21 protein-coding genes are annotated in these 23,518 nt (G+C 67.5%); 9 read left to right on the forward strand and 12 right to left on the reverse strand.

The window, feature by feature from the left end; genetic code table 11:
• Positions 1-32 precede the first annotated feature (32 nt).
• The gene (locus MJ605_RS12025; protein WP_243041765.1) at positions 33-890 is read left to right on the forward strand and encodes a prepilin peptidase; all 858 of its coding nucleotides are present in this window, start codon (positions 33-35) and stop codon (positions 888-890) included.
• On the forward strand, positions 887-1,507 hold the full coding sequence (coaE, locus tag MJ605_RS12030) for a dephospho-CoA kinase (protein WP_243041766.1): 621 nt from the start codon (positions 887-889) through the stop codon (positions 1,505-1,507). Before MJ605_RS12025 ends, coaE begins: the two co-directional genes overlap by 4 nt.
• A 103-nt stretch (positions 1,508-1,610) precedes the next feature.
• On the opposite strand, the gene MJ605_RS12035 is transcribed toward coaE, so the two are convergent.
• From MJ605_RS12035 to lgt, 4 genes are all read right to left on the reverse strand, one after another.
• Entirely contained in the window at positions 1,611-2,564 is a 954-nt protein-coding gene (locus MJ605_RS12035) for a Nudix family hydrolase (protein ID WP_243041767.1), read from the reverse strand.
• 14 nt (positions 2,565-2,578) lie between these two features.
• Positions 2,579-3,067 carry a dihydrofolate reductase gene (locus tag MJ605_RS12040; protein WP_243041768.1) on the reverse strand — a complete coding sequence of 163 codons (489 nt, stop codon included), beginning with the start codon at positions 3,065-3,067 and terminating at the stop codon, positions 2,579-2,581.
• A 106-nt stretch (positions 3,068-3,173) separates the two neighbouring features.
• Positions 3,174-3,968, reverse strand: a complete 795-nt coding sequence (locus MJ605_RS12045; RefSeq protein WP_243041769.1) for a thymidylate synthase — start codon at positions 3,966-3,968, stop codon at positions 3,174-3,176.
• Positions 3,969-3,975: 7 nt separating this feature from the next.
• The gene (gene lgt / locus MJ605_RS12050; RefSeq protein ID WP_243041770.1) at positions 3,976-4,884 is read right to left on the reverse strand and encodes a prolipoprotein diacylglyceryl transferase; all 909 of its coding nucleotides are present in this window, start codon (positions 4,882-4,884) and stop codon (positions 3,976-3,978) included.
• A gap of 323 nt (positions 4,885-5,207) precedes the next feature.
• On the opposite strand from lgt, the gene MJ605_RS12055 reads away from it, so the two are divergent.
• Positions 5,208-8,087 (forward strand): TonB-dependent receptor plug domain-containing protein, encoded by a 2,880-nt coding sequence (locus MJ605_RS12055; RefSeq protein ID WP_243041771.1) that lies wholly within the window; start codon positions 5,208-5,210, stop codon positions 8,085-8,087.
• A 144-nt stretch (positions 8,088-8,231) separates the two neighbouring features.
• On the opposite strand, the gene MJ605_RS12060 is transcribed toward MJ605_RS12055, so the two are convergent.
• The 4 genes from MJ605_RS12060 to MJ605_RS12075 all read right to left on the reverse strand — a co-directional run bounded on the left by MJ605_RS12060 (position 8,232) and on the right by MJ605_RS12075 (position 10,714).
• Positions 8,232-8,735, reverse strand: a complete 504-nt coding sequence (locus MJ605_RS12060) for a TPM domain-containing protein (protein ID WP_243041772.1) — start codon at positions 8,733-8,735, stop codon at positions 8,232-8,234.
• 1 nt (position 8,736) lies between these two features.
• Entirely contained in the window at positions 8,737-9,639 is a 903-nt protein-coding gene (locus MJ605_RS12065) for a TPM domain-containing protein (protein ID WP_243041773.1), read from the reverse strand.
• Between the two features lies 1 nt (position 9,640).
• Positions 9,641-10,261: a LemA family protein gene (locus MJ605_RS12070; protein ID WP_243041774.1), complete on the reverse strand. Its 621-nt coding sequence runs from the start codon at positions 10,259-10,261 to the stop codon at positions 9,641-9,643.
• 81 nt (positions 10,262-10,342) lie between these two features.
• On the reverse strand, positions 10,343-10,714 hold the full coding sequence (locus MJ605_RS12075) for a diacylglycerol kinase (RefSeq protein ID WP_243041978.1): 372 nt from the start codon (positions 10,712-10,714) through the stop codon (positions 10,343-10,345).
• Positions 10,715-10,943: 229 nt separating this feature from the next.
• On the opposite strand from MJ605_RS12075, the gene MJ605_RS12080 reads away from it, so the two are divergent.
• The 3 genes from MJ605_RS12080 to MJ605_RS12090 all read left to right on the forward strand — a co-directional run bounded on the left by MJ605_RS12080 (position 10,944) and on the right by MJ605_RS12090 (position 14,589).
• Entirely contained in the window at positions 10,944-12,476 is a 1,533-nt protein-coding gene (locus MJ605_RS12080) for a peptide MFS transporter (protein WP_243041775.1), read from the forward strand.
• Positions 12,477-12,652: 176 nt separating this feature from the next.
• Positions 12,653-13,927, forward strand: coding sequence for an ATP-binding protein (locus tag MJ605_RS12085; RefSeq protein ID WP_243041776.1), 1,275 nt, complete (start codon positions 12,653-12,655; stop codon positions 13,925-13,927).
• A 98-nt stretch (positions 13,928-14,025) separates the two neighbouring features.
• The gene (locus tag MJ605_RS12090; protein ID WP_243041777.1) at positions 14,026-14,589 is read left to right on the forward strand and encodes a response regulator transcription factor; all 564 of its coding nucleotides are present in this window, start codon (positions 14,026-14,028) and stop codon (positions 14,587-14,589) included.
• A gap of 571 nt (positions 14,590-15,160) precedes the next feature.
• Here the strand turns inward: MJ605_RS12090 and MJ605_RS12095 are convergent.
• Positions 15,161-16,156, reverse strand: a complete 996-nt coding sequence (locus MJ605_RS12095) for an isoaspartyl peptidase/L-asparaginase family protein (protein ID WP_243041778.1) — start codon at positions 16,154-16,156, stop codon at positions 15,161-15,163.
• 219 nt (positions 16,157-16,375) lie between these two features.
• Between MJ605_RS12095 and MJ605_RS19315 the strand changes: the two genes are divergently transcribed.
• Positions 16,376-17,734 carry a 3-oxoacid CoA-transferase gene (locus tag MJ605_RS19315; protein ID WP_279237565.1) on the forward strand — a complete coding sequence of 453 codons (1,359 nt, stop codon included), beginning with the start codon at positions 16,376-16,378 and terminating at the stop codon, positions 17,732-17,734.
• A gap of 113 nt (positions 17,735-17,847) precedes the next feature.
• Here MJ605_RS19315 and MJ605_RS12110 read toward each other — a convergent pair whose 3' ends face one another.
• The 3 genes from MJ605_RS12110 to MJ605_RS12120 all read right to left on the reverse strand — a co-directional run bounded on the left by MJ605_RS12110 (position 17,848) and on the right by MJ605_RS12120 (position 20,308).
• Positions 17,848-18,825, reverse strand: coding sequence for a sensor histidine kinase (locus MJ605_RS12110; protein WP_243041779.1), 978 nt, complete (start codon positions 18,823-18,825; stop codon positions 17,848-17,850).
• 21 nt (positions 18,826-18,846) lie between these two features.
• Positions 18,847-19,578: a response regulator transcription factor gene (locus MJ605_RS12115; RefSeq protein WP_243041780.1), complete on the reverse strand. Its 732-nt coding sequence runs from the start codon at positions 19,576-19,578 to the stop codon at positions 18,847-18,849.
• 106 nt (positions 19,579-19,684) lie between these two features.
• Complete coding sequence (locus MJ605_RS12120) at positions 19,685-20,308, reverse strand: arylesterase (RefSeq protein WP_243041781.1); 624 nt, start codon at positions 20,306-20,308, stop codon at positions 19,685-19,687.
• Between MJ605_RS12120 and MJ605_RS12125 the strand changes: the two genes are divergently transcribed.
• Both MJ605_RS12125 and MJ605_RS12130 read left to right on the forward strand, forming a co-directional pair.
• The gene (locus tag MJ605_RS12125; protein WP_243041782.1) at positions 20,307-21,038 is read left to right on the forward strand and encodes an ABC transporter ATP-binding protein; all 732 of its coding nucleotides are present in this window, start codon (positions 20,307-20,309) and stop codon (positions 21,036-21,038) included. The genes MJ605_RS12120 and MJ605_RS12125 overlap by 2 nt on opposite strands.
• Complete coding sequence (locus MJ605_RS12130) at positions 21,035-23,518, forward strand: ABC transporter permease (RefSeq protein ID WP_243041783.1); 2,484 nt, start codon at positions 21,035-21,037, stop codon at positions 23,516-23,518. The genes MJ605_RS12125 and MJ605_RS12130 overlap by 4 nt, the downstream gene beginning before the upstream one ends.

A 23,518-nucleotide genomic window follows, 5' to 3' on the forward strand; every position in this document is an offset into this window, starting at 1 on the left:
GGGGCTTTTTTTATAGCTGCTGGAACCTCTGCATGCTCGATCTTCCGCACTGGCTTTGGATACTCGCTGCCGGCGTGCTCGGCCTGTTGGTGGGCAGTTTTCTCAATGTGGTGATCCTTCGCCTGCCCGAGCGGATGAAGGCCGAGTGGCGGCTGGATGCGTTCGATACGCTGGAACTGGAGCCGGACGGCCAGCCAATGCCACCAGGCATCGTGCGCGAGCCTTCGCATTGTCCCCATTGCCACCACCCTCTCGCGGCGTACGACAATATCCCGCTGTTCGGCTGGCTCCTGCTGGGTGGGCGCTGCCGCTATTGCAAGGCGCCGATTTCCATCCAGTACCCGCTGGTCGAATTGCTTTGCGGCGTGCTGAGTGCCCTCATCGTGTGGAAACTGGGGCCGACATGGACCGCCCTGGCCGGGCTGGCCTTCACCTGGCTGCTGATCGCGCTGTCGGGTATTGATTTCCGTACTCAGTACCTGCCGGACCAGCTCAACTATCCGCTGCTGTGGCTGGGCCTGCTGCTTTCCCTGCTGCCGATGTTCGTGCTGCCGCACGCGGCCATCCTGGGGGCCGCCATCGGCTATCTGAGCCTATGGAGCGTGTACTGGCTGTTCAAGCTGCTGACCGGCAAAGAAGGCATGGGTTACGGCGACTTCAAGCTGCTGGCCGCGCTGGGCGCCTGGATGGGGCCGACCGCCCTGCTGCCGGTGGTCCTGCTGTCCTCGCTGATCGGCGCCTTGGTCGGTGGCACCCTGATCGCCCTGCGCAAGCACGGGCGTGACGTGCCCATGCCGTTCGGTCCCTTTATCGCAGCGGCCGGCTGGGTGTGGTTCATGGCGGGCGACTGGCTGCTGCAGCACTACCTGCTGCTGACCGGGCTACGGTGAACACGCCTCGCCGCAGCTATGTGGTGGCCTTGACCGGCGGCATCGCCGCCGGCAAGAGCGCCATCTCGCGGCGTTTCGAGGCGCTGGGCATCCATGTCTACGACGCCGACGTAGCCGCGCGCGAGGTGGTGGCCCCAGGCACGGAGGGCCTGCGCGCGGTGGTGGAGCGCTTTGGCGCCGGGGTATTGGATGCCGGCGGCCAGCTCGATCGCACGGCCATGCGCCAGCGCATCTTCGGCGACGACGAGGCAAGGCACGCGCTGGAGGCCATCATTCACCCCCGCGTCCGCGCCTGGCTGCACGAACACGCCCTGGCCGACCATGGCCCCTATTGCCTGCTGGCCATCCCGCTACTGGCCGAGAATGCCAGCCACTACGACTGGGTGGACCGCGTCCTGGTGGTCGATGCGCCGGAAGCGTTGCAGCTCGACCGGCTGGTGCGCCGCGACGGCATCGAAGAGTCGCTGGCACGGCGCATGATAGAGCGCCAGGCCACGCGCGAGCGCCGCCTGGCGCTAGCGCATGACGTCATCGAGAACAGTGGCGACGAAGCCGAGCTGGACCATGCCGTCGCGCGGCTGCATGCCCGTTATCTGGCGTTGGCGTCGGCGGGTTGAGCGCTTCAACAAGCCCCCCTCCCAACCTCCCCCTGCCCGCAGGGGAGGAGCCAAGGCAGCCCGCCCTGACTCCCTGGACAAGGGGAATCATCATTGGCGCTGTTCACCAGAAGCCGCGAATCCCCGCCACGCCCTGTCCGCCGGCCCGCCTAGCCGTCTCGGTGTCGTCCCGGTGCATGCCGCCCAGGGCATAGACCGGCAAGGCAGCGGCCTCAACCAGTCCATGGAAAACCGGCCAGCCCAGCGGCACTGCCTCCGGATGCGTCGCGGTTGCCGCTACCGGCGACAAGGTGGCGAAGTCGGCCACCCGTTGGGCGCGATCCAGGTCGGCCGCATCGTGGCAACTGGCGCCGATCCATTGATTCAATGGCAGCGGCCTGGTCGCCAGCCCAGCCAATTGGCGGGCCTTCAGCTGTACGCCCACGCCCTCGCCCAGCGCCAGCGCACCGGCCACGTCGCCGCTCAGCAGCAGATGCGCGCCAAGGGGACGCGATACGGGCAACAGGGCGCGCGCCAGCTCGCGCACCTGTTCGATATCCCATAAAGGCAGGCGTAGCAGGACCAGCCGCTCACCGCCAGCAAGCACACCGGCCAGCCGCTGCCGCCAATCCGGAAAGGCCTCGGGCGGCACTTCGGCCGGCGTGATCAGATAATGCGCGGGCAGTTGCACCGCCCGCAGGATGAAACGGTCGGCCGGCGCCAACGACGACAGGTCCACGTCGGCGGGATCGCACCATCGCAGCGCCTGCCCTTCCAGCGAGGCCGGCTCGCCTTGCCATTGGCGAACCGTCCAGGCGTCCAATAGCAGCGAACGCTCGCCATAGCGCCAGGGAATGCGGATCAATGGCCGGTCGGCCGCCGCCTCCACACCCAGTTCCTCGCGCAGTTCACGCGCCAGTCCGGCCACGGGCGATTCGCCGGGTTCCAGCTTGCCTCCGGGGAACTCCCACAGGCCCGCCAGGTGCTTGCCGGGCGGCCGTTGCGCCAGCAGCACCCGGCCAGACGCATCGCGCAGCACGCCAGCCATCACGTGCATGGCCGGGGCGGATACGGACAAGGAAGAGCGCTCGCTCAATCGTTGCGGATGTACTCGACCATGTCGAAATCGTAGGCGTGCTCGGCATCCTTCTTGTGGTGCACGCGGGACACTTCGGTCCATTCGCTGAAGTGCACGCCAGGGAAGAAGGTGTCGGCGCCATCGACGGCCGCATTGACCCAGGTGAGGTACAGGCGCCGGGCCTGCGGCAGTGCCTCGGCATACACCGCGCCGCCGCCGATCACCATCAAGCCGGTACCCGCCGTGCGCGCCTGCGCCTCGGGCACGGAGCGCACGGTGACCTGGCCCGGAAACGGCGCCTCATGCCGGCGGCTGAGTACCAGGTTGGTACGGTCCGGCAGGGCGCGCCCGATGGCCACGGCGGTGTTGTAGCCCATCAGCACGTATTTCCCGAGCGTCAGCTCCTTGAACCAGCGCAGATCGTCCGGCAGGTGCCAGGGAAGCTGTCCCTTGCGACCGATGGCGAAGTTCTCGTCCAGTGCGGCGATCAGCGAAATAGCCATGGAAATCCTTGCATCATAGGGAGCCAGCCCCGCGCCGGCCGGTAGCGCGGCGCGCGCCGATCTTAGCAGGATGCGGCAAAGCGTCCACGCCCGACCAACGGCACTGTTACACCGCCACCGGCGCCTTGATGGCCCCGTGCGGCTCATAGCCGACGATGGCGATGTCGTCGTAGCAAAATTCGAATAGCGAGCGCACCTCGGGATTGAGCCGCAGCCTCGGCAGCGGGCGCGGCTCGCGGGTCAGCTGCAGGCGCGCCTGCTCCACGTGGTTGTTGTACAGGTGCGCGTCGCCCAGCGTGTGCACGAAATCGCCCACGCCCAGGCCGCAGACCTGGGCGATCATGTGGGTCAGCAGGGCATAGCTGGCGATGTTGAACGGCACGCCCAGGAAGATATCGCCCGAGCGCTGGTACAGCTGGCAGCTGAGCTTGCCGTCGGCCACGTAGAACTGGAACAGCGCGTGGCAAGGCATCAGCGCCATCTTCGGCAGCTCGCCCACGTTCCAGGCGCTGACCACCAGCCGGCGCGAATCGGGGTTGCGCTTGATCTCGTCCACCACCCAGCGGATCTGGTCCACGGCGCCGCCGTCGGCCGTCGGCCAGGCGCGCCACTGGCGGCCATACACCGGCCCCAGCTCGCCATCGGCGTCGGCCCATTCGTCCCAGATGCTGACGCCGTGTTCCTTGAGGTAGGCGATATTGGTCTCGCCGCGGAGGAACCAAATCAGCTCGTGGACGATGGATTTCAGGTGCAGCTTCTTGGTGGTGACCAGCGGGAAACCCTTGGCCAGGTCGAAACGCATCTGCCAGCCGAACACGCTGCGCGTGCCGGTGCCGGTGCGGTCGGCCTTGGCGGTGCCATGGTCGAGCACGTGCTGCAGCAGGTTCAGGTAGGCACGCATGGATCGGTTACTCCTTGGCCGGCATGGCGACCGTGAAGGGCCGCAAGGTCGGCGCCTTGCGCGACATCACCAGCAGGACAATGCCGATGATGACCAACGGCAGCGACAGCACCTGCCCCATGGTCAGCCAGCCCCAGGCGAGATAGCCCGGCCGCGGAAAGTCCGGCAAACGCACGAATTCCACGCCGAAACGGAAGCAGCCATACAGCAGGGCGAACAGCCCGGAAATCAGGTAGCGCGGGCGCGGCTTCATCGACACCAGCCACAGCACGGTGAACAGCACCACGCCCTCCAGCAGCATTTCGTACAGCTGCGATGGATGGCGCGGCAGCGCGCCGAACTGCGCCAGCGTCGCCTGCCATTGCGGATGCGAAGCGGCCCACGGCGCGTCGCAGGAAAGTTCGTGGCATTCACGGGCATGCGGGAAGATCATCGCCCACGGCACGTCGCTGGGCTTGCCCCACAACTCGCCGTTGATGAAATTGCCCAGGCGCCCCAGCCCCAGGCCGATCGGTACGATGGGCGCCACGAAATCCACCGTGTCGAAGAAATGCATCTGGTTGCGGCGCGACCACCACAGGCCCGCGACCAGCACGCCCAGCAGGCCGCCATGGAAGCTCATGCCGCCGTCCCATACCCGGAACAACGCCAGCGGATCCTGCCAGATCCAGTGCAGGTCCGCGTAGAACAGCATGTAGCCCACGCGCCCGCCCACGATCACGCCCATCATCACGTAGAAGGCCAGGTCGCCCAACGCATCGCGCGTCACCGGCAGGCGGCCGTGGCGGCGGCGGTACTCGGCCAATAGCCACGCCCCGACGAAGCCGCCCAGGTACATCAAACCGTACCAATGGATCTGCAGTGGCCCCAGATGGAAGGCAACAGGGTCGATGGCGACGGTATAGGGCTGCGTCATGGGCAAGAGGGATAGCAGGCAATGCGCCAGTGTAGCCGGCGGCGCCTTCGCTGGGCATCCGGCCGCCACGCAGGCCATCGTTCCTCCTACGCATGCATTCGAATGAATCACACTACGGAATGCGGTAAGGGATGAATGTTTCAATAGGCTTGCACCTGTACGTCACTTTGTTTTAACGTCGGGCTTACATCGCCTGTCCCCCAAGCCCGGCGATGCCATTGCACCCCACGCCCCTCCCCAGGGCACGGCGTGCTTCCCCATATCCAGACGTCCAGCTCAAGCGCGCTGGCTGCTGGCTATTTTTTGTTCGGAGTTCCACAACAATGAAGCAAAAGACACTGCTGGCTGCTGCCATTGCCGCAGCGCTCGTGCTGCAGACGTGGTCGGTGGCGGCACAGGATGCTGCCCCCGCCCAGGCTGACCAGTCCTCGGCCAAGAGCCTCGAAACCGTCACCGTGACCGGTTCGCGCATTCGCAGCGTGGACGTGGAAACCTCGCAGCCGGTATTCACCCTGGACAGGGCGGCCATCCAGGCCACCGGCCTGACCAACGTCAACGACATTCTGGCCCGCATGCCGTCCGCCGGTACTCCGGACATCACCCCGCAGGACACGCTGTCTTCCGGCACTGACGTGGGCGGCCGCTACGTCAACATCCGCAACCTGGGCTCGCAGCGCACCCTGGTGCTGGTCAACGGCCACCGCTGGAGCACCAGCCTGTCCGGCCTGACCGACCTGTCGACCATCCCGGTCTCGATGATCGAGCGCATCGACGTCCTCAAGGACGGCGCCTCCTCCATCTATGGCTCCGACGCCATCGGCGGCGTGGTGAACATCATCACCAAGGAGAAGTTCGACGGCGCCGAAGCCAACGTCTACTACGGCCAGAACGGCAAGGGCGACGGCACCACCACCAACTACGACTTCACCTGGGGCCACAGCACCGAAAAGAACTCCATCATCATCGGTGCCTCGTACCAGAACACCGACCCGATGTGGAACGACAAGCGTAGCGAAACCACCTACGCCCAGGGCCCGCGCCACCCCGACGCCGGTCGCGGCCTCGGCCCGTGGGGCCGCGTGGTCGATCCGACCACGGGCGACCAGTACGTGTACAACCATGGCTCGGCCACGACGTCGAATGGCGCACCGGCCGGCTATCACCTGTACGACCCCAACAGCACCGCCGATACGTACAACACGCAGAAGGACATGACCTTCCGCGCCGGCTCGAAGCTGAAGAACCTGTACCTGCAGGAACGCTACAAGCTCACCGACAACATCACCCTGCACGGCACCGCCAGCTACAGCACGCGCGATACCTCCGCCCAGCTGGCCGGCTATCCGTTCCAGTCGGGCGTGGCTGACGATCCGATCCTGATCAGCGGCCAGAACGCCTACAACCCGTTCCCGGGCCAGGATGTCGAATTCTTCCGCCGCACGGTGGAAATGCCGCGCATCACGGATTCCAATTCCAAGCTTGCGCACATCGACCTGGGCGCCGAAGGCTACTTCCAGTTCCTGAACCACGACTGGAGCTGGGACGCGGGCTTCACCTACGACCAGAACAAGATCAAGCAGGTCACCACCGGCAACATCTACCTGCCGAATGCTCGCGCGGCCCTGGGCCCGACGACCATCATCGACGGCCAGGTCGCTTGCGCCAGCGCCGCCGACCGCGCCGCGGGCTGCGTGCCGTGGAACATCCTGGCCGGCCCGGGCGGCACCCCGCAGTCGGTGTGGAACTACGTCAACCACGTCAGCACCGACCGCCAGACCAGCTACACCTCGGACTGGACCGCCAACGTGTCCGGCGGCCTGTTCGACCTGCCGGCCGGCACGGTCAGCCTGGCCGTGGGCGTGGAGCACCGCGGCGAGAAGGGCGACTTCCGTCCGGACGCCGCCGACTCGGCCGGCCTGACCACCAACCTGGCCAGCGCCCCGACCTCCGGCGCCTACAACACCAACGAAGCGTACGCCGAGCTCGACGTGCCGCTGCTGCGTGACCTGCCGGGCGCCCAGGAGCTGGGCCTGAACATCGCCAGCCGCTACTCGCACTACAGCAACTTCGGCAGCACCACCAACAACAAGTACAGCTTCCGCTGGCGTCCGTTCGCGGACCTGCTGGTCCGCGGCACCTACGCCGAAGGCTTCCGTGCGCCGACCATCAGCGACCTGTACGGCGGCACCGGCCAGAGCTTCGAAACGTTCCTGGATCCGTGTGACTCGCAATACGGCGCAGCCAAGACCAACCCGACGGTTGCCCAGCGCTGTGCCGCTGCGGGCGTGCCGGCGAACTACCGCCAGGTCGACCAGACCGGCGCGCAGATCGGCAGCACCAACGGCGGCCAAACGCCGGTGGCGTTCCTGTCGGGCTCCAACCCGAACCTGAAGCCGGAAACCTCGATCACCCGCACGCTGGGCCTGGTCTACAGCCCGCACCAGATCGATGGCCTGGACTTCACCGTGGATTACTACAACATCTACGTGAAGAACATCATCTCCTCGGTGCTGGCGCAGGACATCGTCAACTTCTGCTACATCCAGGGCGACCAGAACTTCTGCAACAACTTCCAGCGCAGCCAGACCGCCACGTCGAACCTGGCGGCCGGCTCGATCGACCAGCTCAACGAAGGCCTGTCCAACCTGGGCACGCTGAAGACCGAAGGCTACGACGTCGGCATCCACTACCGCCTGCCGGAAACCTCGATCGGCCGCTTCCGCATCGCCTCGGACAGCACCTACCTGACCAAGTACGAGACGGTCAGCGGCCCGGGTGCCATCCCGGTGACGCCGGTGGGCTTCATGGACGGCGAGGACGGCCTGTACCGCCTGCGTTCGAACCTGCAGGTGGACTGGGACTTCAAGCAGTTCGGCGCCAGCTGGACCATCCGCTACTACTCTGGCTTGAAGGACAACTGCTACGATCCGGAAGCTTTGATTGAGTGCAGCTCGCCGAATTACACCAATCCCTGGTGGGGTCAGTACGGCATGAGCCAGAAGGGTTCGGTGGCCTTCAATGATGCGCAGTTCCGCTATACCGCGCCGTGGAAGGGCGTGTTCACCGTCGGCGTGAACAACATCTTCAACAAGAAGGGGCCGTACTACTACTCGGTGACCACCTCGGGTACCGGCAGCTCGCCGTACAACCCGGCGTTCGACATCGATCGTTACTTCTACGTGTCGTACAACCAGAAGTTCTAAGCTCGAAAGAGCCGGGATTTTTGGATGAGGCGGGCCTTCGGGCCCGCCTTTTTTTATGTGGAATCGCGCACTGGGTGCGCTCCTACAGGCAACGATTCCCTTGGTAGGAGCGCACCCAGTGCGCGACCCAACCGCCAAGCGACGCTAGAGAATCACCGGCCGATCCGGCAGCTCGTCCGGTGCGTCCTTGTCGTTGCCCGGGAAATGCCGCGCGAGCAGCGCATGCGCCTCGGCGATGGCGTCCAGACAGCCCTTGCGCCACTCACCCCGCGTGAAACACGCCAGCATGCGATCGCGGACAGCATCCCACTCCACTTGCGTCACGACGGCGGCCACGCCACGGTCGGCCAGGATCACCACGCGGTGCTCGGCCATCAGCACGTAGAACAGCACGCCGCTGTTGTGCTGGGTATCCCACACGTGGAGCTGGGCGAAGACCTGCCGGGCGCGATGCTCCGCATCCAGGCCGGCGAGGACCGTGCCAGGCGCCAGCCGCGATTCGATGGCGAAGCATACTTCGCCCTTGTGCCCGCGCTCGCCGTTGGCGATGGCGACCGCCATCTCGTCGAGCAGGCTCGCGGGAAAACGCCGGCGCAACTGGAACCAGCCGTCGAACAGGTTCATCCACAGCCGTTGCATGCGCGCCATGTCACCAGCTCCCCGAGGAACCGCCGCCGCCGAAGCTGCCCCCACCGCCGCTGAAGCCGCCACCTCCACCGCTGCCGCCGCCGAATCCGCCGCCGCCCCAGCCACCGAATCCCCCGCCGCCAAAACCGCCCCAGCCACCGCCGCCGATCGAGCGACCGCCGCCAGCCGGCAGCAGCATCAGCACGCCGCCGATCAACCCGCCCAGGATGCCCATCCCGATGGACGCGGCGAGCAGCCACAGCAGGCCGCCGGTGATCGCGGCGCCCAGCGGCGTGCGCAGCCAGACGGTCGAGCGGCCGAAGATGCCGCGCAGGAAGAACGCCACGAACACGCCGATCAGCAGCACGTGGCCGGCGTCGAAGCCGCGCCGCTCTCGCTGGCCGCTTTCCACCGGCGGCGGCAATGCCTCGCCGTTGACCAGTTGGGTCAAGGCGCCGACGGCGTCGTTGATGCCGCCGAAGTAGTCGTTGGTGCGGAATTTCGGCGCGATGTACTCGCGGATGATGCGGGCCGTGGCCGCGTCCGGCACCGCGCCTTCCAGGCCATAGCCAACCTCGATGCGCACGCGCCGGTCGTTCTTGGCGATCAGCAGCAGCAGGCCATCGTCGGTGCCCTTGCGGCCGATCCTGTTGGCCTCGGCCACCGCCAGCGAATACTCCGCGATATCCTGCGGCTGGGTGGTGGGCACCATCAGTACCACCAGTTGGGCGCCCTTGCTCTTTTCCAGCGCCACCAATTGCGCGTCGAGCTGGTCCACCTGCGGCGGCGTCAGCGTGCCGGTCAGGTCGGTGACGTGCCGGGCGAGATGGGGCACCGCGGGCGCGGCGTCCTGCGCGTGCGGCCAGGCCAGCGGCAACAAGGCCGCCGCCAGCACCAGCAGGAGGCGCCCCACGCGCCGCCGCATCTCAATGCGCCGAGCTGGCGGGCGCGGGTGCGCTACCGCCGAAATCGACGGTCGGCGCGGTAGAGATCGCCTTCTCGTTCTCCACCGAGAAGTTCGGCTTGACCTGGTAGCCGAACATCTTGGCGGTGAGATTGTTGGGGAAGGTGCGGACCAGCGTGTTGTATTCCTGCACCGCCTGGATGTAGCGGTTGCGCGCCACGGTGATGCGGTTCTCGGTGCCTTCCAACTGCGCCTGCAGGTTCTGGAACAGGCCGTCCGCCTTGAGCTGCGGATAGTTCTCGCTGACCACCATGAGGCGCGAGAGCGCGCCGGACAGTTGGCCCTGCGCCGCCTGGAACTGTTGCAGCTTCTGCGGATCGTTCAAGTCGTCGGCCGACAACTGCATGCTGCCCACCTTGGCGCGCGCGTTGGTCACCTCGGTGAGCACCCGCTCCTCATGCTGGGCATAGCCCTTCACCGTATTGACCAGGTTGGGCACCAGGTCGGCGCGCCGCTGATACTGGTTGAGTACCTCGGACCACTGCTGCTTGACCACCTCATCCTGGCGCTGGATGGCGTTGTAGCCGCAGCCGGAAAGGACGGCGGCTACCAGCAGCAAGGCAAGCACACGTAGAAGTTTCATGGGGGATGCCTCCGGTCCGATGGAGCCGCCATTGCAGCATCCTGCCGTGACCGGCGCAATCTTGCGAATGGCCCGGACCGTTCAGCCCCCGTGGGGCCACAGGATGAGGCCCCAGCTCAGCACGGTCATCATCAGCAGCAGGAAGACCGCGGCCGAGCCCATGTCCTTGGCCCGGCCGGCCAGTTCGTGGAATTCCGGGCTGACCTTGTCCACCACCGCCTCCACCGCCGAATTGAGCAGTTCGGCGGACAGCACCAGCACGGGCGGCAGCACCAGGGCGATCTTCTCCAGCGCCCCGTTGCCCAGCCACAGGCCCAGCGGCACCAGCACCACCGCCAGGCCCACTTCCGAGCGGAACGAGGCCTCGTGGCGCCAGCCGGCACGCAACCCCTTCATGGACCACTTGAAGGCGGCCCAGAGCTGGCGGGGTCCGCGGAAACCGGTGGCGGCCATGGTGTCGTCGTCCTCTTGAGCGTGTGGCATGGCCGCAGGCGGCGGGCATAAGCCTCGAATGATGCCACAGCCGGTCCAGGGATGCCGGGGGCGCAGTTTCCTGCATTGCGGCATCGCAACGCCACCTGAATGACGGATGCGTTACCCTTGGCCGGTTTGTGACCCGGTTCCGGGTTGCATGAGCCGGCCGCTCCGCGGTCGTCGTATGAACCGCAGTACGGACAATTGAATGGCAATACAGAATCCCCCGGTCTCGCAGACCCGCTCGTTCAGCACCGTGTTCCTGATCGAGATGTGGGAGCGCTTCGGCTTCTACGGCATGCAGGTGTTGATGGTCACCTACATGATGAAGAAGCTCGGCTTCATCGATACCAAGGCCAACCTGGTCTGGGGCGCGGCCGCCGCCCTGATCTACGCGACCCCCGCCATCGGCGGCTGGGTGGGCGACAAGCTGATCGGCACCCGCCGCACCATGCTCACCGGCGCCGTGGTGCTGGCCCTGGGCTACGCGCTGCTGTGGATTCCCTCCAACAACCCCACCCTGCTCTACTGCGCCCTGGGCGTCATCGTGGTCGGCAACGGCTTCTTCAAGCCCAACGCCGGCAACCTCGTGCGCAAGATCTACGAGGGCGACGACACCCGCATCGACAGCGCCTTCACCATCTACTACATGGCGGTGAACGTCGGTTCGATGGTGTCGATGACCGCCACGCCGTGGATCCGCAACTACGTGGGCACACACTACAGCGACGCCATGGGCTGGCATACCGCCTTCGGCGCCTGTGCCGTCGGCCTCGCGCTGGGCCTGGGCAACTACCTGCTGATGTACCGCACGCTGGCCCATATCGGCTCGCCGGCCGACGACAGGCCGGTGGGCGCCGGCCGCGCCGCCGCGGTGTTCGTCGTCTCGTTGGCGCTGGTGTTCGTGGCCGCCGGCATCCTGCAAAGCCTTACGGTGGCCAAGGGCGCGGTGATCCTGGCCGGCATCGTGATCCTGGGCATCTTCGCCTACCTGATCGCCATCAGCCAGAAGAGCGAACGCGCCGGCCTGATCGCCGCGCTGGTGCTCACCGTGCAGACGATCTTCTTCTTCATCTTCTACGCGCAGATGGCGACCTCGCTGAACCTGTTCGCGCAGAAGAACGTCAACCTGTCGTTCGACGTGTTCGGCATCCACCTGTTCAACTGGATCCCCGAGCAGTACCAGAACCTCAACGCGATCTGGATCGTGATCCTGAGTCCCCTGCTGGTGGCGGCCTACAACACGCTCGGCCGCATCGGCAGGGATCCGTCGGTGGCGTTCAAGTTCGCGCTGGGCTTCGCCGCCGTGGCGCTGGGCTTCTTCATGTACGGCTTCGGCGCGCTCAGCGCGGTGGACGGCCAGGTGTCCTCGTGGACCATGGTGTGGGGCTATGGCCTGTACTCGCTGGGCGAGCTGCTGGTCAGCGGCCTGGGCCTGGCCATGATCGCCCGCTACGTGCCCGCCCGCATGGGCGGCTTCATGATGGGCGCCTACTACGTGGCCGTGGGCATCTCGCAATACCTGGGCAGCGTAGTGGCCAACCTCGCCGCCATGCCGGAGAACATCAGCAGCCCGGTGGAATCGCTCAACATCTACGTCGGCCTGTTCAACAAGCTCGGCTTCGTGGGCATCGGCTGCACGGTGATCGCCGTGGTGATGCTGCCGCTGATGAACCGCCTCTCGCGCAGCCACGCCGAGGCGCATACGCCACTGCCGGCGGTGCGCAGCGAGGAAGCGTGAAGCCTCGCGCCCTCTCTCCCCGCCGGGCGACGCGGTGCGGGTCCCCGAGGGAGGGAGGGCCGGGACCGGCGGTTTTATTGCGATAGCGCTATATCCCGCGTCCCTGTTTGTTGCAGTCTTGTCGCGAGCGCCCCTCCCTTCGGTCCTCTTCCCGAGGGGAGAGGTGGAAAAGAACCATGAAACGCACCATGTCCCAGCAGCGCATCGGCCCACGCCCCCTCTTCCGCAGCCTGGCTTGGCTGCGCATCTGCGCCATCGCCGGCCAGAGCGCCGCCGTGCTGGTCTGCGCGCTGTGGATGCAACTGGACATCCCGCTGCTGCCGCTGATGGTGGGCATCGGCATCCTCGCCGTATTCGCCGTGTTCGCCGCCTGGCGGCTGACCCAGCCCTGGCCGATCCAGCAGTGGGAAACCATCCTGCACGTGGCGGTCGACACGCTGCTGCTGGGCTACCTGCTGCACTTCACCGGCGGCGCCAGCAACCCCTTCATCACCCTGCTGCTGATCCCCATCGCGCTGAGCGCGGCGGCCTTGCCGGTGGGCGCCGTGCTGTCGGTAGCGGCGCTGGTGGGCGCGGCCTACGTGGTGCTGCTGTTCTGGTACGTGCCGCTGCCGGTGCCCGTGCACGAAGGCACCGGCGGTTTCTCGCTGCACGTGCTGGGCATGGGCGTGAACTTCGTCATCATGGCCGTGCTGCTTGGCTTCTTCATCAACCGGCTGGCCCGCGCCCTGCGGTTGCAGCAGTTGGAAGTGCAGCGCGTACGCGAGCGTGCCCTGCGCGACGAAGGCATCCTCGCCATCGCCACCCAGGCGGCCGGCGCGGCGCATGAGCTCAATACGCCGCTGGCGACCATGCGCACCCTGCTGCCCGAACTGCGCCGCGAGCATGCGGGCGACCTGGCCCTGGCCGACGACCTGGCCCTGCTGGAAGGCCAGGTGGACCGCTGCCGCACCATCCTCCGCGAGATGGTCGCCTTCGGCCAGGCGCAGCTTTCGCAGGAGCCGGAGCAACTCACCGTCGACCGCTTCATCCACGGCTGCCTGGAGCGCTTCCAGCTGCTGCGCCCGGAAGCCGACCTGGCCCTGGCCCTGGACCAGGAGGCCGCGCGCACCGTGCTGCGCACCCCGCCCGGCCTGCGCCATGCGCTGATCAACCTGCTGAACAACGCCGCCGACGCCTCCGCCCTGAACCAGTCGCAGGCGGTGGCACTCACCGTGCGCCGCGACAACGGCTACCTGGAGCTGATCGTCACCGACCACGGCCCCGGCTTCGGCAATACCGACGACCTGGCCGTGCTGGGGCGCTCGCACAAGCAGACGGGCCTGGGGATCGGCCTGGCGCTGGCCGAGGCCACGGCGGAACGGTTGGAAGGTGAATTGACGGCGTCCAATACCGGCAATGGCGCACAAATGCGCCTGCGCCTGCCGCTATCGGTGATTGCGGCGCCATAATCCGTGCGGCGGATAGCCACAGTGGCGCAAGGCCACATGTGCATGCGTTGCCGCAGCGGCGAAACTATGCGTATACGGCCCGTGCCGCGGAGAACCCCATGAGCGACCAGCAACTCCTGATCATCGACGACGACGCCACCTTTGCCCGCGTTCTGGCGCGTGCCTTGAGCTCTCGTGGCTTCGAGGTCATCACCGCCAGCAACGCCGACGAGGCGCGCGCGCTGACCCGGCGGCACCAGCCGCGCTACTGCGTGCTCGACCTCAAGCTGGGCGACGAGAATGGCCTGCGCCTGATCCCCGAGCTGCAGGCGCTGGTGCCGGAGATCCGCGTGCTGCTGCTGACCGGCTACGCCTCGATCGCCACCGCGGTGGAAGCCATCAAGCGCGGCGCGCACGACTACCTGGCCAAGCCGGTCGATGCCGACGCGGTGGTCCGTGCCCTGCTCGACGGCGACACCAATGCCGGCGACGACGACGTCGTCGATGCGCCCGAGGCGCCCCTGGCGCTGCGTCGCCTGGAATGGGAACACATCCAGCGCGTGCTCACCGAGTGCGACGGCAACATCTCCGAGACCGCCCGCCGCCTGGGCATGCACCGCCGTACGCTGCAGCGCAAGCTGAGCAAGCACCCGGTGCGCGAAAGACCCGAGAACGAGGAATAACGCCCTCACAGGATGATGACGACGACGCGGCGAGACCGCGCCCAGGATGTTCAAAATCCCGGCGTACCCCCAGTTAACCCCCTCCCAACCTCCCCCTGCGCGGCAGGGGGAGGGGCCAAAAAACATGTGCGCTCCGCCCCCCTACGTGCGATAGAGATTTTGAACAGGCTCTAAGCCCTCAGTCCATCGCCGCCCTGCGGGGTAGCCGCGGTGTGTAGCGGAAGGAGAGACTGATTCGGCTGGCGAGAACCTTCAAGGCTGGGCCAGCAAGAGAAACGTGACTCGGCAGCCCCACGGGGACTAGCTTCGCGTCGCCGGCAGGACGTCGAAACGCCCGCCGCGTCCCACGGGGACTTCCTTCGGTCGTAGGCGGCAACCTGGCGATAACGCGACAACCGAGCGGTACCGTTACTGGATCCCAGCCCTTGCCCCCTTTTGTGGGGTGCGCCGGGACGACGCCAAAGAACGGGGCGAAAGGCGGTCGCGCACAGGGTGCGCTCCTACAGGAGAGGGCCGATTGGCGTCGGCTGGGAGGAAGTAGCCGGGATGACACCAAGATTTTGAACAGGCTCTAAGGCGACGACGCCGAGCTAGCCTCCGCCGGCAGCGGTTCGGCGGTGCCGTCGTTCTCGTCGCCGTAGATGGCCACGTGCGGCACGCCATCGGCGCCGATCCAGCCGCGATACATGCCGTCGGTATTGAACGGCATCGCGATGGTGCCGTCGGCATCCAGCGCGATGGCGCCGCCATTGCCGCCCATCGAGGGAATCTCCTGGTTGATCACCTCGGCCGCCGCGCGGCGGATCGGCACGCGCATCTGCGACACGCGCATGCAGATCTCGTGCGCGGCCACCGTGCGGATGTAGTACTCGCCCCAGCCGGTGCCAGAGACGGCGCAGTCGGCATCGGCATAGGTACCGGCGCCGATGATGGGCGAGTCGCCCACGCGGCCCCAGCGTTTGTCGGTCATGCCGCCGGTGGAAGTGCCGGCGGCGAGATGGCCCTGCGCATCCAGCGCGACCGCGCCCACCGTGCCGAAGTGCTTGGCGGTCTCCTCGTCGGCGTGCTTCGATTTCTCGGCGTCTTCCTTCAGCGCCTTCTGCAACTGCTGCCAGCGCTCCTCGGTGCGGAAATACGAGGGATCGACCAACGTGATGCCCACCGCTTTCGCAAATTCTTCCGCTCCATCACCCACCAGCATCACGTGCGAGGATTTATCCATCACCGCGCGCGCCAGCAGGATCGGGTTCTTCACGCGGTGCACGCCGGCCACCGATCCGGCGGCCAGGTTGGAGCCGTCCATGATCGCCGCGTCCAGCTCGTTCCTGCCGTCGTGGGTGAATACCGAGCCCTTGCCCGCGTTGAAGTTGGGATCGTCCTCCAGCACGGTGATCGCCGCCGCCACCGCATCCACCGCGGTCCTGCCGGCCTTGAGCTGCGCATAGCCGCTCTGCAGGGCCTGGGTCAGCGCGGCGCGGATGGCCTTGTCCCTGGCCGGGCTCATCTCGCGCTTGATGACCCCCGCCCCGCCATGGATCACCAGCACGGGCGCGGCAGCATGGCTCATGGACGCGATCCCCAGCGCCGCGAGGGCGGCGAACAGACGGCACGACTTCACTGACGGTACTCCCTAGGCGCTGGGCCGGAGTATAGCCAGCCGCCTGCCCATGCTCATCCGCATGGTCATGCCCCGCAGCCGTATCCCTTGGACCTTCGTACAGCGCCGAGCGGTCGCCGATCCGTCGTATCCTAGGTAGCTGGCTCTCCCCCTGCAGAAGGCATCGCAATGGACAAGGTTTGTGCAAGCGCAACCCAGGCTCTCGACGGGTTGCTGTTCGATGACATGACCATCGCCGCCGGCGGCTTCGGCCTGTGCGGCATTCCCGAGAACCTGATCGCGGCGCTGCTGGCGGCCGGCACCAAGGGGCTGACCATCGTGGGCAACAATGCCGGCGTGGACGATTTCGGCATGGGTCCGCTGCTCAAGACCCGCCAGGTCAAGCGCGTGTATGCCTCCTACGTGGGCGAGAACAAGGAATTCGAGCGCCAGGTGCTGGCCGGCGAACTGGAACTGCACCTGGTGCCGCAAGGCACGCTGGCCGAGAAGCTGCGCGCCGGCGGCGCGGGCATTCCCGGCTTCTACACCCGCACCGCGTTCGGCACCAAGCTGGCCGAGGGCAAGGAAACCAAGCTGTTCGACGGCAAGGAATACGTGCTGGAGGAAGCCATCCATGCCGACCTTTCCATCGTCAAGGCGTGGAAGGGCGACCGCCTGGGCAACCTGGTGTTCCGCAAGACCGCGCGCAACTTCAACCCGATGATCGCCACTTGCGGCAAGGTCTGCGTGGCCGAGGTGGAGGAACTGGTCGAGGTGGGCGAACTCGATGCGGACAGCATCCACGTGCCGGGCATCTACGTGGACCGCATCATCCAGGGCCCCTCGTACGAGAAGCGCATCGAGTTCCGCACCGTGACCGGCGCCAACACCGGCAAGGAAAGCCCGGTGCGCAGCGCGATGGCGCAGCGCGCCGCGCGGGAACTGCAGGACGGCTTCTACGTGAACCTGGGCATCGGCATCCCGACCCTGGTGGCCAACTATATCCCGCCGGGCATGGACGTGACCCTGCAGTCGGAGAACGGCCTGCTCGGCATCGGCCCGTTCCCGGACGACGCGCACGTCGACCCGGACCTGATCAACGCCGGCAAGCAGACCATCACCGAGCTGCCCGGTTCGAGCTTCTTCTCCAGCGCCGAGTCGTTCGCGATGATCCGCGGCGGGCATATCGACCTGTCCATCCTCGGCGGCCTGGAGGTGTCCTGCCACGGCGACCTCGCCAACTGGATGGTGCCGGGCAAGATGGTGAAGGGTCCGGGCGGCGCCATGGACCTGGTCAGCGGCGTCAAGCGCGTGGTGGTGCTGATGGAGCACACCGCCAAGGACGGTTCGCCCAAGATCAAGGAACAGTGCGACCTGCCCATTACCGGCAAGGCATGCGTGGACCTGATCATCACCGACTTGTGCGTGTTCTCGGTGGAAAAGGGCAAGGGCCTGACCCTGATCGAACTCAACCCGGGCGTGACGGTGGACGAGGTGAAGGCGAAGACGGGTTGCGCGTTCGCGGTGAGCGCGGCGCTGAGGCCGTAAACGAAAGCAAGGTCTGGCCCCCTCCCCTGCGCGTCCCGAAAAGGGACTCCCTACGGTCGCAGGGAGGGTTGGGGAGGGGGGCTTGTGGCCAAGCCGAGACTTTGAACAGGCTCTTACGCCGGCATCGATTCGGGAAAGCGGATGCGCGCCACGTGCCGGCGGCCTTCACGCGTCTGCAGTTCCAGCGGCCACTGGAAGCGCTCGCTGATGCGCTGGGCGATGGCCAGCTCGAAGCCGTGGCGGTTGGCGCTCGCGGGCATCGGCGGCTCGCCGCGGTGGGTCACCGTCACCACCCCGGGCATCACCGTGATTACTACCGTGCCGCCCTCGCATTGCTGGCAGGCGTTGCGGATCAGTTGCCAGCACAGCACGGCGAATACGCGCGGCGAGCCATGCAGCGCGAAGCGCGCGGGTTCTTCCAGCTCAAGCGTGATGGGACGTCCTTCGAGCATCTCCAGCACGTCGGGCAGCTCGTGCCGGATCACATCGTTGACCACGAAATCCTCCTCGGTGAGCCCGTTGTCGGATTCGCGCGCCAGGATCAGCAGGGCCTCGACCAGCGCCTCCATCTCGCGCGTCGAGCGCTTGATGCGCTGCACGGAGCGCTGGCCGAATTCACCCAGCGACGGGTCGTCGGCGAGCATGTCGGCCGACATCTTGATGACGGTGAGCGGGCTGCGCAGCTCGTGGCTCGCATCGCGGGTGAAGTTGCGCTCGCGCTGGTTGTAGCCGGCGATGCGGTTGGCCAGCGCGTACAAGCTGCTGGCCAGCGTGGCCACGTCGGCGTCGGTGCGGCGGGACAGCTGGTCGGGACGCCAGCCGTCGAGGCCGGCGGCTTGCTCGTCCCAGTCGCTCACCGCCTGCGCCAGGGCGCTCACCGGCGCCCATTGCCGGCGCGCCGCCAGCCATGCCAGCGCGCTGACCACGACGATCAGCACCAGCACGGCGCCCATCGGCGCGACGTTGTAGAAGCCCATCAGGCAGGCGACGACGATGGCCAGCAGTTGCAGGCCGAAGATGATCGCCAAGCGCCGATGGAACAATCCGCGCCGGAACCTGTGCGCGGCGTGCACGCTACTCCCGCTGGCCATGGTCAATGCATGCAAGCGCGATCATGCCGTCTGCGAGGCGGAAGCCACCTCCGACTCGAGATCGGCAAGGCGATAACCGGCGGAATGGATGGTATGCAGCAGGGGGCGCTCGAACGGCTTGTCGATCACCCGGCGCAGGTTGTACAGGTGCGAGCGCAGCGTGTCCGAGTCGGGCAGCGTATCGCCCCAGATCTCGCGCTCGATGTCGCGGCGGCTCACCACGCGCGGCGATTCGCGCATCAGGATGGCCAGCAGCTTCAGGCCGATCGGCGAGACGGTGAGCTCCTGGCCGCCACGCACCAGACGCAGGGTGGCGGTGTCCAGCGTCATGTCGCCGACGGTGAGGATCTCGGTGGAGACCTGCCGGCGGTCGCGCCGGATCAGCGCGCGCAGGCGGGCTTCCAGCTCGCGCACCTCGAACGGCTTGACCAGGTAGTCGTCGGCGCCGGCCTCCAGTCCCACCAGCTTGTCCTCCAGGGTGTCGCGGGCGGTCAGCATCAGCACCGGGGTGGACTTCTTGGCGTCGCGGCGCAGCTTCCGGCAGACGTCCAGGCCGTCCATGCCCGGCAGCATCAGGTCCAGCACCACCACGTCGTAGCTGTTGGAAACGGCCAGGTGCAGGCCGCTGACGCCATCGGCGGCATAGTCGACCGAGTAGCCCCGCCGCTCAAGGAACTCTCCCACCATCTCGGCGATCTGGCGGTTGTCCTCGACCAGAAGAATCAGTCCGGATTGTTCGTCGCGCGAGCTCATCCTTACCTCCTGCAGCTGGCTTCACAAAGGTGAACAGCTAACGATCCGCATCGTGAGGATCGCGTGAAAGGCATGACGCCGGGTTCACGTGAGGTTGTGAGAGTCGTCACGGCTGGCGCAACAGGGGCGACAATGCCTTCCATACGTTGTCCAGCACCAACGGCTCGCCCGCGGCGACGGGATGCAGGCCGTCCTCCTGCATCAGCTCGGGCCTGAGCGCCACGCCATCCAGCAGGAAAGGCAGCAGTGCCGCCTTCTTCTCCTTTGCCAGATCGGCATAGACAGCGCGCAGGCCATCGCGGTATTGCGGCCCGTAGTTCACCGGCAACTCGATGCCCAGCAGCAGCACCCTCGCCCTGGCCTGCTCGCCGGCATCGACCATCGCCGCCAGGTTCTCGCGCAGCTGCGCCAACGGCAGGCCGCGCAGGCCGTCGTTGGCCCCCAGTTCGATCACCAGCACTGCCGGGTGGTACTTCTCCAGCAGCCCGGGCAGTCGGTTGCGGCCACTCAGCGAGGTCTCGCCGCTGATGCTGGCATTGACCACCGTCCAGCCCGGCTCCATCTTGGCTAGACGGTCGCCCAGCAGATGCACCCAGCCGGACTCGACCGGGATGTTGTGCGCGGCGGACAGCGAATCGCCCAGCACCAGCACGGTTTTCGGCGGGGCCGCCCAGGCGGTGCCGGCGAGGGCGCCCAGCAGCACGAGCAGGCAACAAAGGAAACGACGCATGAGTGGCAAGCCCTCCCTATCCAACGGTGTCCTTCTGGACGCGGCCGATGTTAGCAAGTCGGTCCAGGGCCCCGAGGGGCGGCTGGACATCCTCGGCGGCGTGTCGCTGCAGGTGCGCGAGGGCGAGAGCTTCGCCATCGTGGGCGCCTCCGGCTCGGGCAAGACCACCCTGCTCGGCCTGCTGGCCGGGCTGGACGTGCCCAGCAGTGGACGCATCGTCCTCGACGGCCACCCCTTGCACGCCATGGACGAGGAAGCCCGCGCCGACCTGCGCCGGCGCCTGGTCGGCTTCGTGTTCCAGTCGTTCCACCTGCTGCCGGCGCTCACCGCCGAGGAGAACGTGATGCTGCCGCTGGAGCTGGAAGGCCGCGACGATGCCCGCTCGCGGGCCCGCGAGGCGCTGGAAGCGGTGGAGTTGGCAACGCGCCGGCGCCATTATCCCGCCCAGCTTTCGGGCGGGGAACAACAGCGTGTGGCGATCGCCCGCGCCTTCGTGCACCGCCCCCGCCTGCTGTTCGCCGACGAGCCCACCGGCAACCTGGACCAGCGCACCGGCCACCACATCAGCGACCTGATGTTCGCGCTCAACCAGGATCACCGCACCACCCTGGTGCTGGTCACCCACGATCCCAAGCTGGCCGCGCGCTGCGCGCGCCAGGTGGAGCTGGACAACGGGCGGGTGGTCACCTCGGCGCGCCTGGCCGAGACCTTGCTGGAAACCCGCGCATGAAGCTGCTGCGGCTTTCCCTGCGCAGCCTGCGGCGCGAATGGCATCTGCCCGAGCTGCGCACGCTGGGCGCCTCGCTGGTACTGGCGGTGGTGGCCCTGGGCGTGGTCGCCACGCTGTCCACCCGCATGGAACGCGGCGTGCTGGCCAGCGCCGCCGAGCTGATCGGCGGCGACCTGGGCATCAGCTCGCCGCAGGCGCTGCCCGCCGAGTACACCTCGCAGGCCGCCCGGCAAGGCTTGCGGACCTCGCGCAGCGCCAGCTTTCCCAGCGTGGCGTTCACCCACGGCCAGAGCCAGTTGCTGGACGTGCTGGCCACCGACAACGCTTATCCGTTGCGCGGCACGCTGGAACTGGACGATGGCCGGGAAGGCAGCGTCATCGGCCACGGCCCCGCGCCCGGCACCGCCTACCTGGACCACCGTGCGCTGGTCGCCCTGGGCATCCGGCTGGGCGATACCGTGCAGTTGGGCGGCCGTGACCTGCGCATCACCGCCGAACTGGTGCGCCAACCCGACGGCGGCGAACTGGTGGCGATGGCGCCGCGTGCGTTGATGAACGTCGCCGACGCCGAGCAGGCCGGCCTGCTGGGCACCGGCAGCCGCGCCCGCCACCGCCTGCTGGCCGCGGGCGAACCCGCCGCCGTGCAGGCCTGGCGCGACTGGCTGCAGGCCCAGGCCCTGCCGCAGGGCGCCGAACTGATCACCCCGGAACAGACCCAGGAACGCATGCGCAGCGCCTTTGACCGCGCCAGCGCGTTCCTGCGCCTCACCGCCCTGCTCTCGGCCCTACTGGCCGGCGTGGCGATCGCCCTCGCGGCGCAGCGCTACGCCCGCCGCAAGACCAACGAGGTCGCCCTGCTGCGTGCCCTGGGTACGCCGCGCCGGCAGGTGCTGGGCCTGCTGGTGGGCACCCTGACGCTGCTCGCCGTGCCCGCCGTGCTTGTCGGCGGTGCGGTTGCGCTGGGTCTGGCCCAGCTCACCTGGCATGTCGCCAGCCAGTTGTTCGCCACCGTGCCCACCGACCTGCCGCTGGGTCCGGCGATTGCCGCTGCGGCGATGGGCCTGGCGGTGCTGGCCGGCTTTACCCTGCCGCCGCTGGCACGGCTGGCCGAGGTGCCACCGGTGGCGGTATTCCGCGAGAGCGCGACCCGGCGCGTGCGCCGCTTCGACGCGCTGTACCTGGTGCCGGCGCTGGTGGCCCTGCTGCTGATCTGGAGCCAGAGCGGCTCGGCCAGGCTGGCCGGCGTGCTCGCGGTGAGCCTGCTGGGCGTGGCGGTGGTGGCGGGCCTGCTCTCGGCCCTGCTGCTGTGGACCGCCCGGCGCGTGGCGCCCGGCGCCCATCCCGCCCTGCGCCTGGGCTTGGCCGCGCTGGCCCGCCGCCGCGGCATGAGCCTGGTGCAGGCCACCGCGCTGAGCCTGGGCCTGGTCGCCCTGCTGTTGCTCGCCATCGTGGCGCCCGCGCTGCTGGAAGGCTGGCGGCGCGAGCTGCCCTCCGACACGCCCAACTGGTTCGTGCTCAACCTGCAGGACGACCAGCGCGCGGGCTTCGAACAGGCCCTCGCCGGCATGGGCGGGCAGAAGCTCAACATGCTGCCGCTGGCGGTCGGCAAGCTCACCGCCATCAACGGCCATCCGATCGACCAGTTGCACTTCCAGGAGGAGCGCGCCAAGGACTGGTCCGACCGCCAGCTGCGCCTGTCCTGGGCCGGTGCGCTGCCGCCTAGCAACCAAGTGATCGCCGGGCAGTGGCATGGCGAGCATCCGGCGCAGGCGGAGGTATCCATCGATACCATGTGGCGCGACATGTTCGCGCTGAAGGTGGGCGACGTGATGAGCTTCAACGTGGGCGAAGGCAACATCGACGCCCGCGTCGGCAGCATCCGCCAGGTGGACTGGACCTCGTTCCAGGTGAACTTCTTCCTGGTGTTCGACCCGGCCCACGCCAGCACGCTACCGCATACCTGGATCGCCAGCTTCTACCTGCCGCGCGGGCATACCCAGGCACTGGCCCAGCTGTCGCGCGACTACGGCAACCTCAGCCTGATCGACGTGGATGCCATGCTCGACCGCGTGCGCGAGATCGTGGACCAGGTGAGCGGCGCGGTGCGCTGGGTGCTCGGCTTCAGCCTGCTGGCCGGCGCGCTGGTGCTGGCCGCCGCGCTGGCCGCGAGCGCGCAGGAACGCCGCCACGAGGCAGCGCTGCTGCGCACCCTGGGCGCACGTCGCAGCCAGTTGCGCGCCGCGGCGGCCTGCGAGTTCGCCCTGCTGGGCCTGGTGGCGGGCCTCACCGCCGCCTTCGGTGCCGCCGGCACCGGCCTGTGGCTGGGCCATGCGATCTTCCATATCGAGCACTTCGTGCCGCCGTTGGGCGCGCTGCTGCTGGCTGCGCTGGGCGCCGCCGCTGTGGTGATGCTGCTGGGCCTGGCCGGCACGCGGAAGGTGAGCCGCACCTCGCCCATGCGCCTGCTGCGGGAAGGCTGA

Origin of the sequence: Dyella sedimenti (assembly GCF_022760995.1) — a bacterium.
In the GTDB taxonomy this organism is placed as follows: Bacteria; Pseudomonadota; Gammaproteobacteria; order Xanthomonadales; family Rhodanobacteraceae; genus Dyella; species Dyella sedimenti.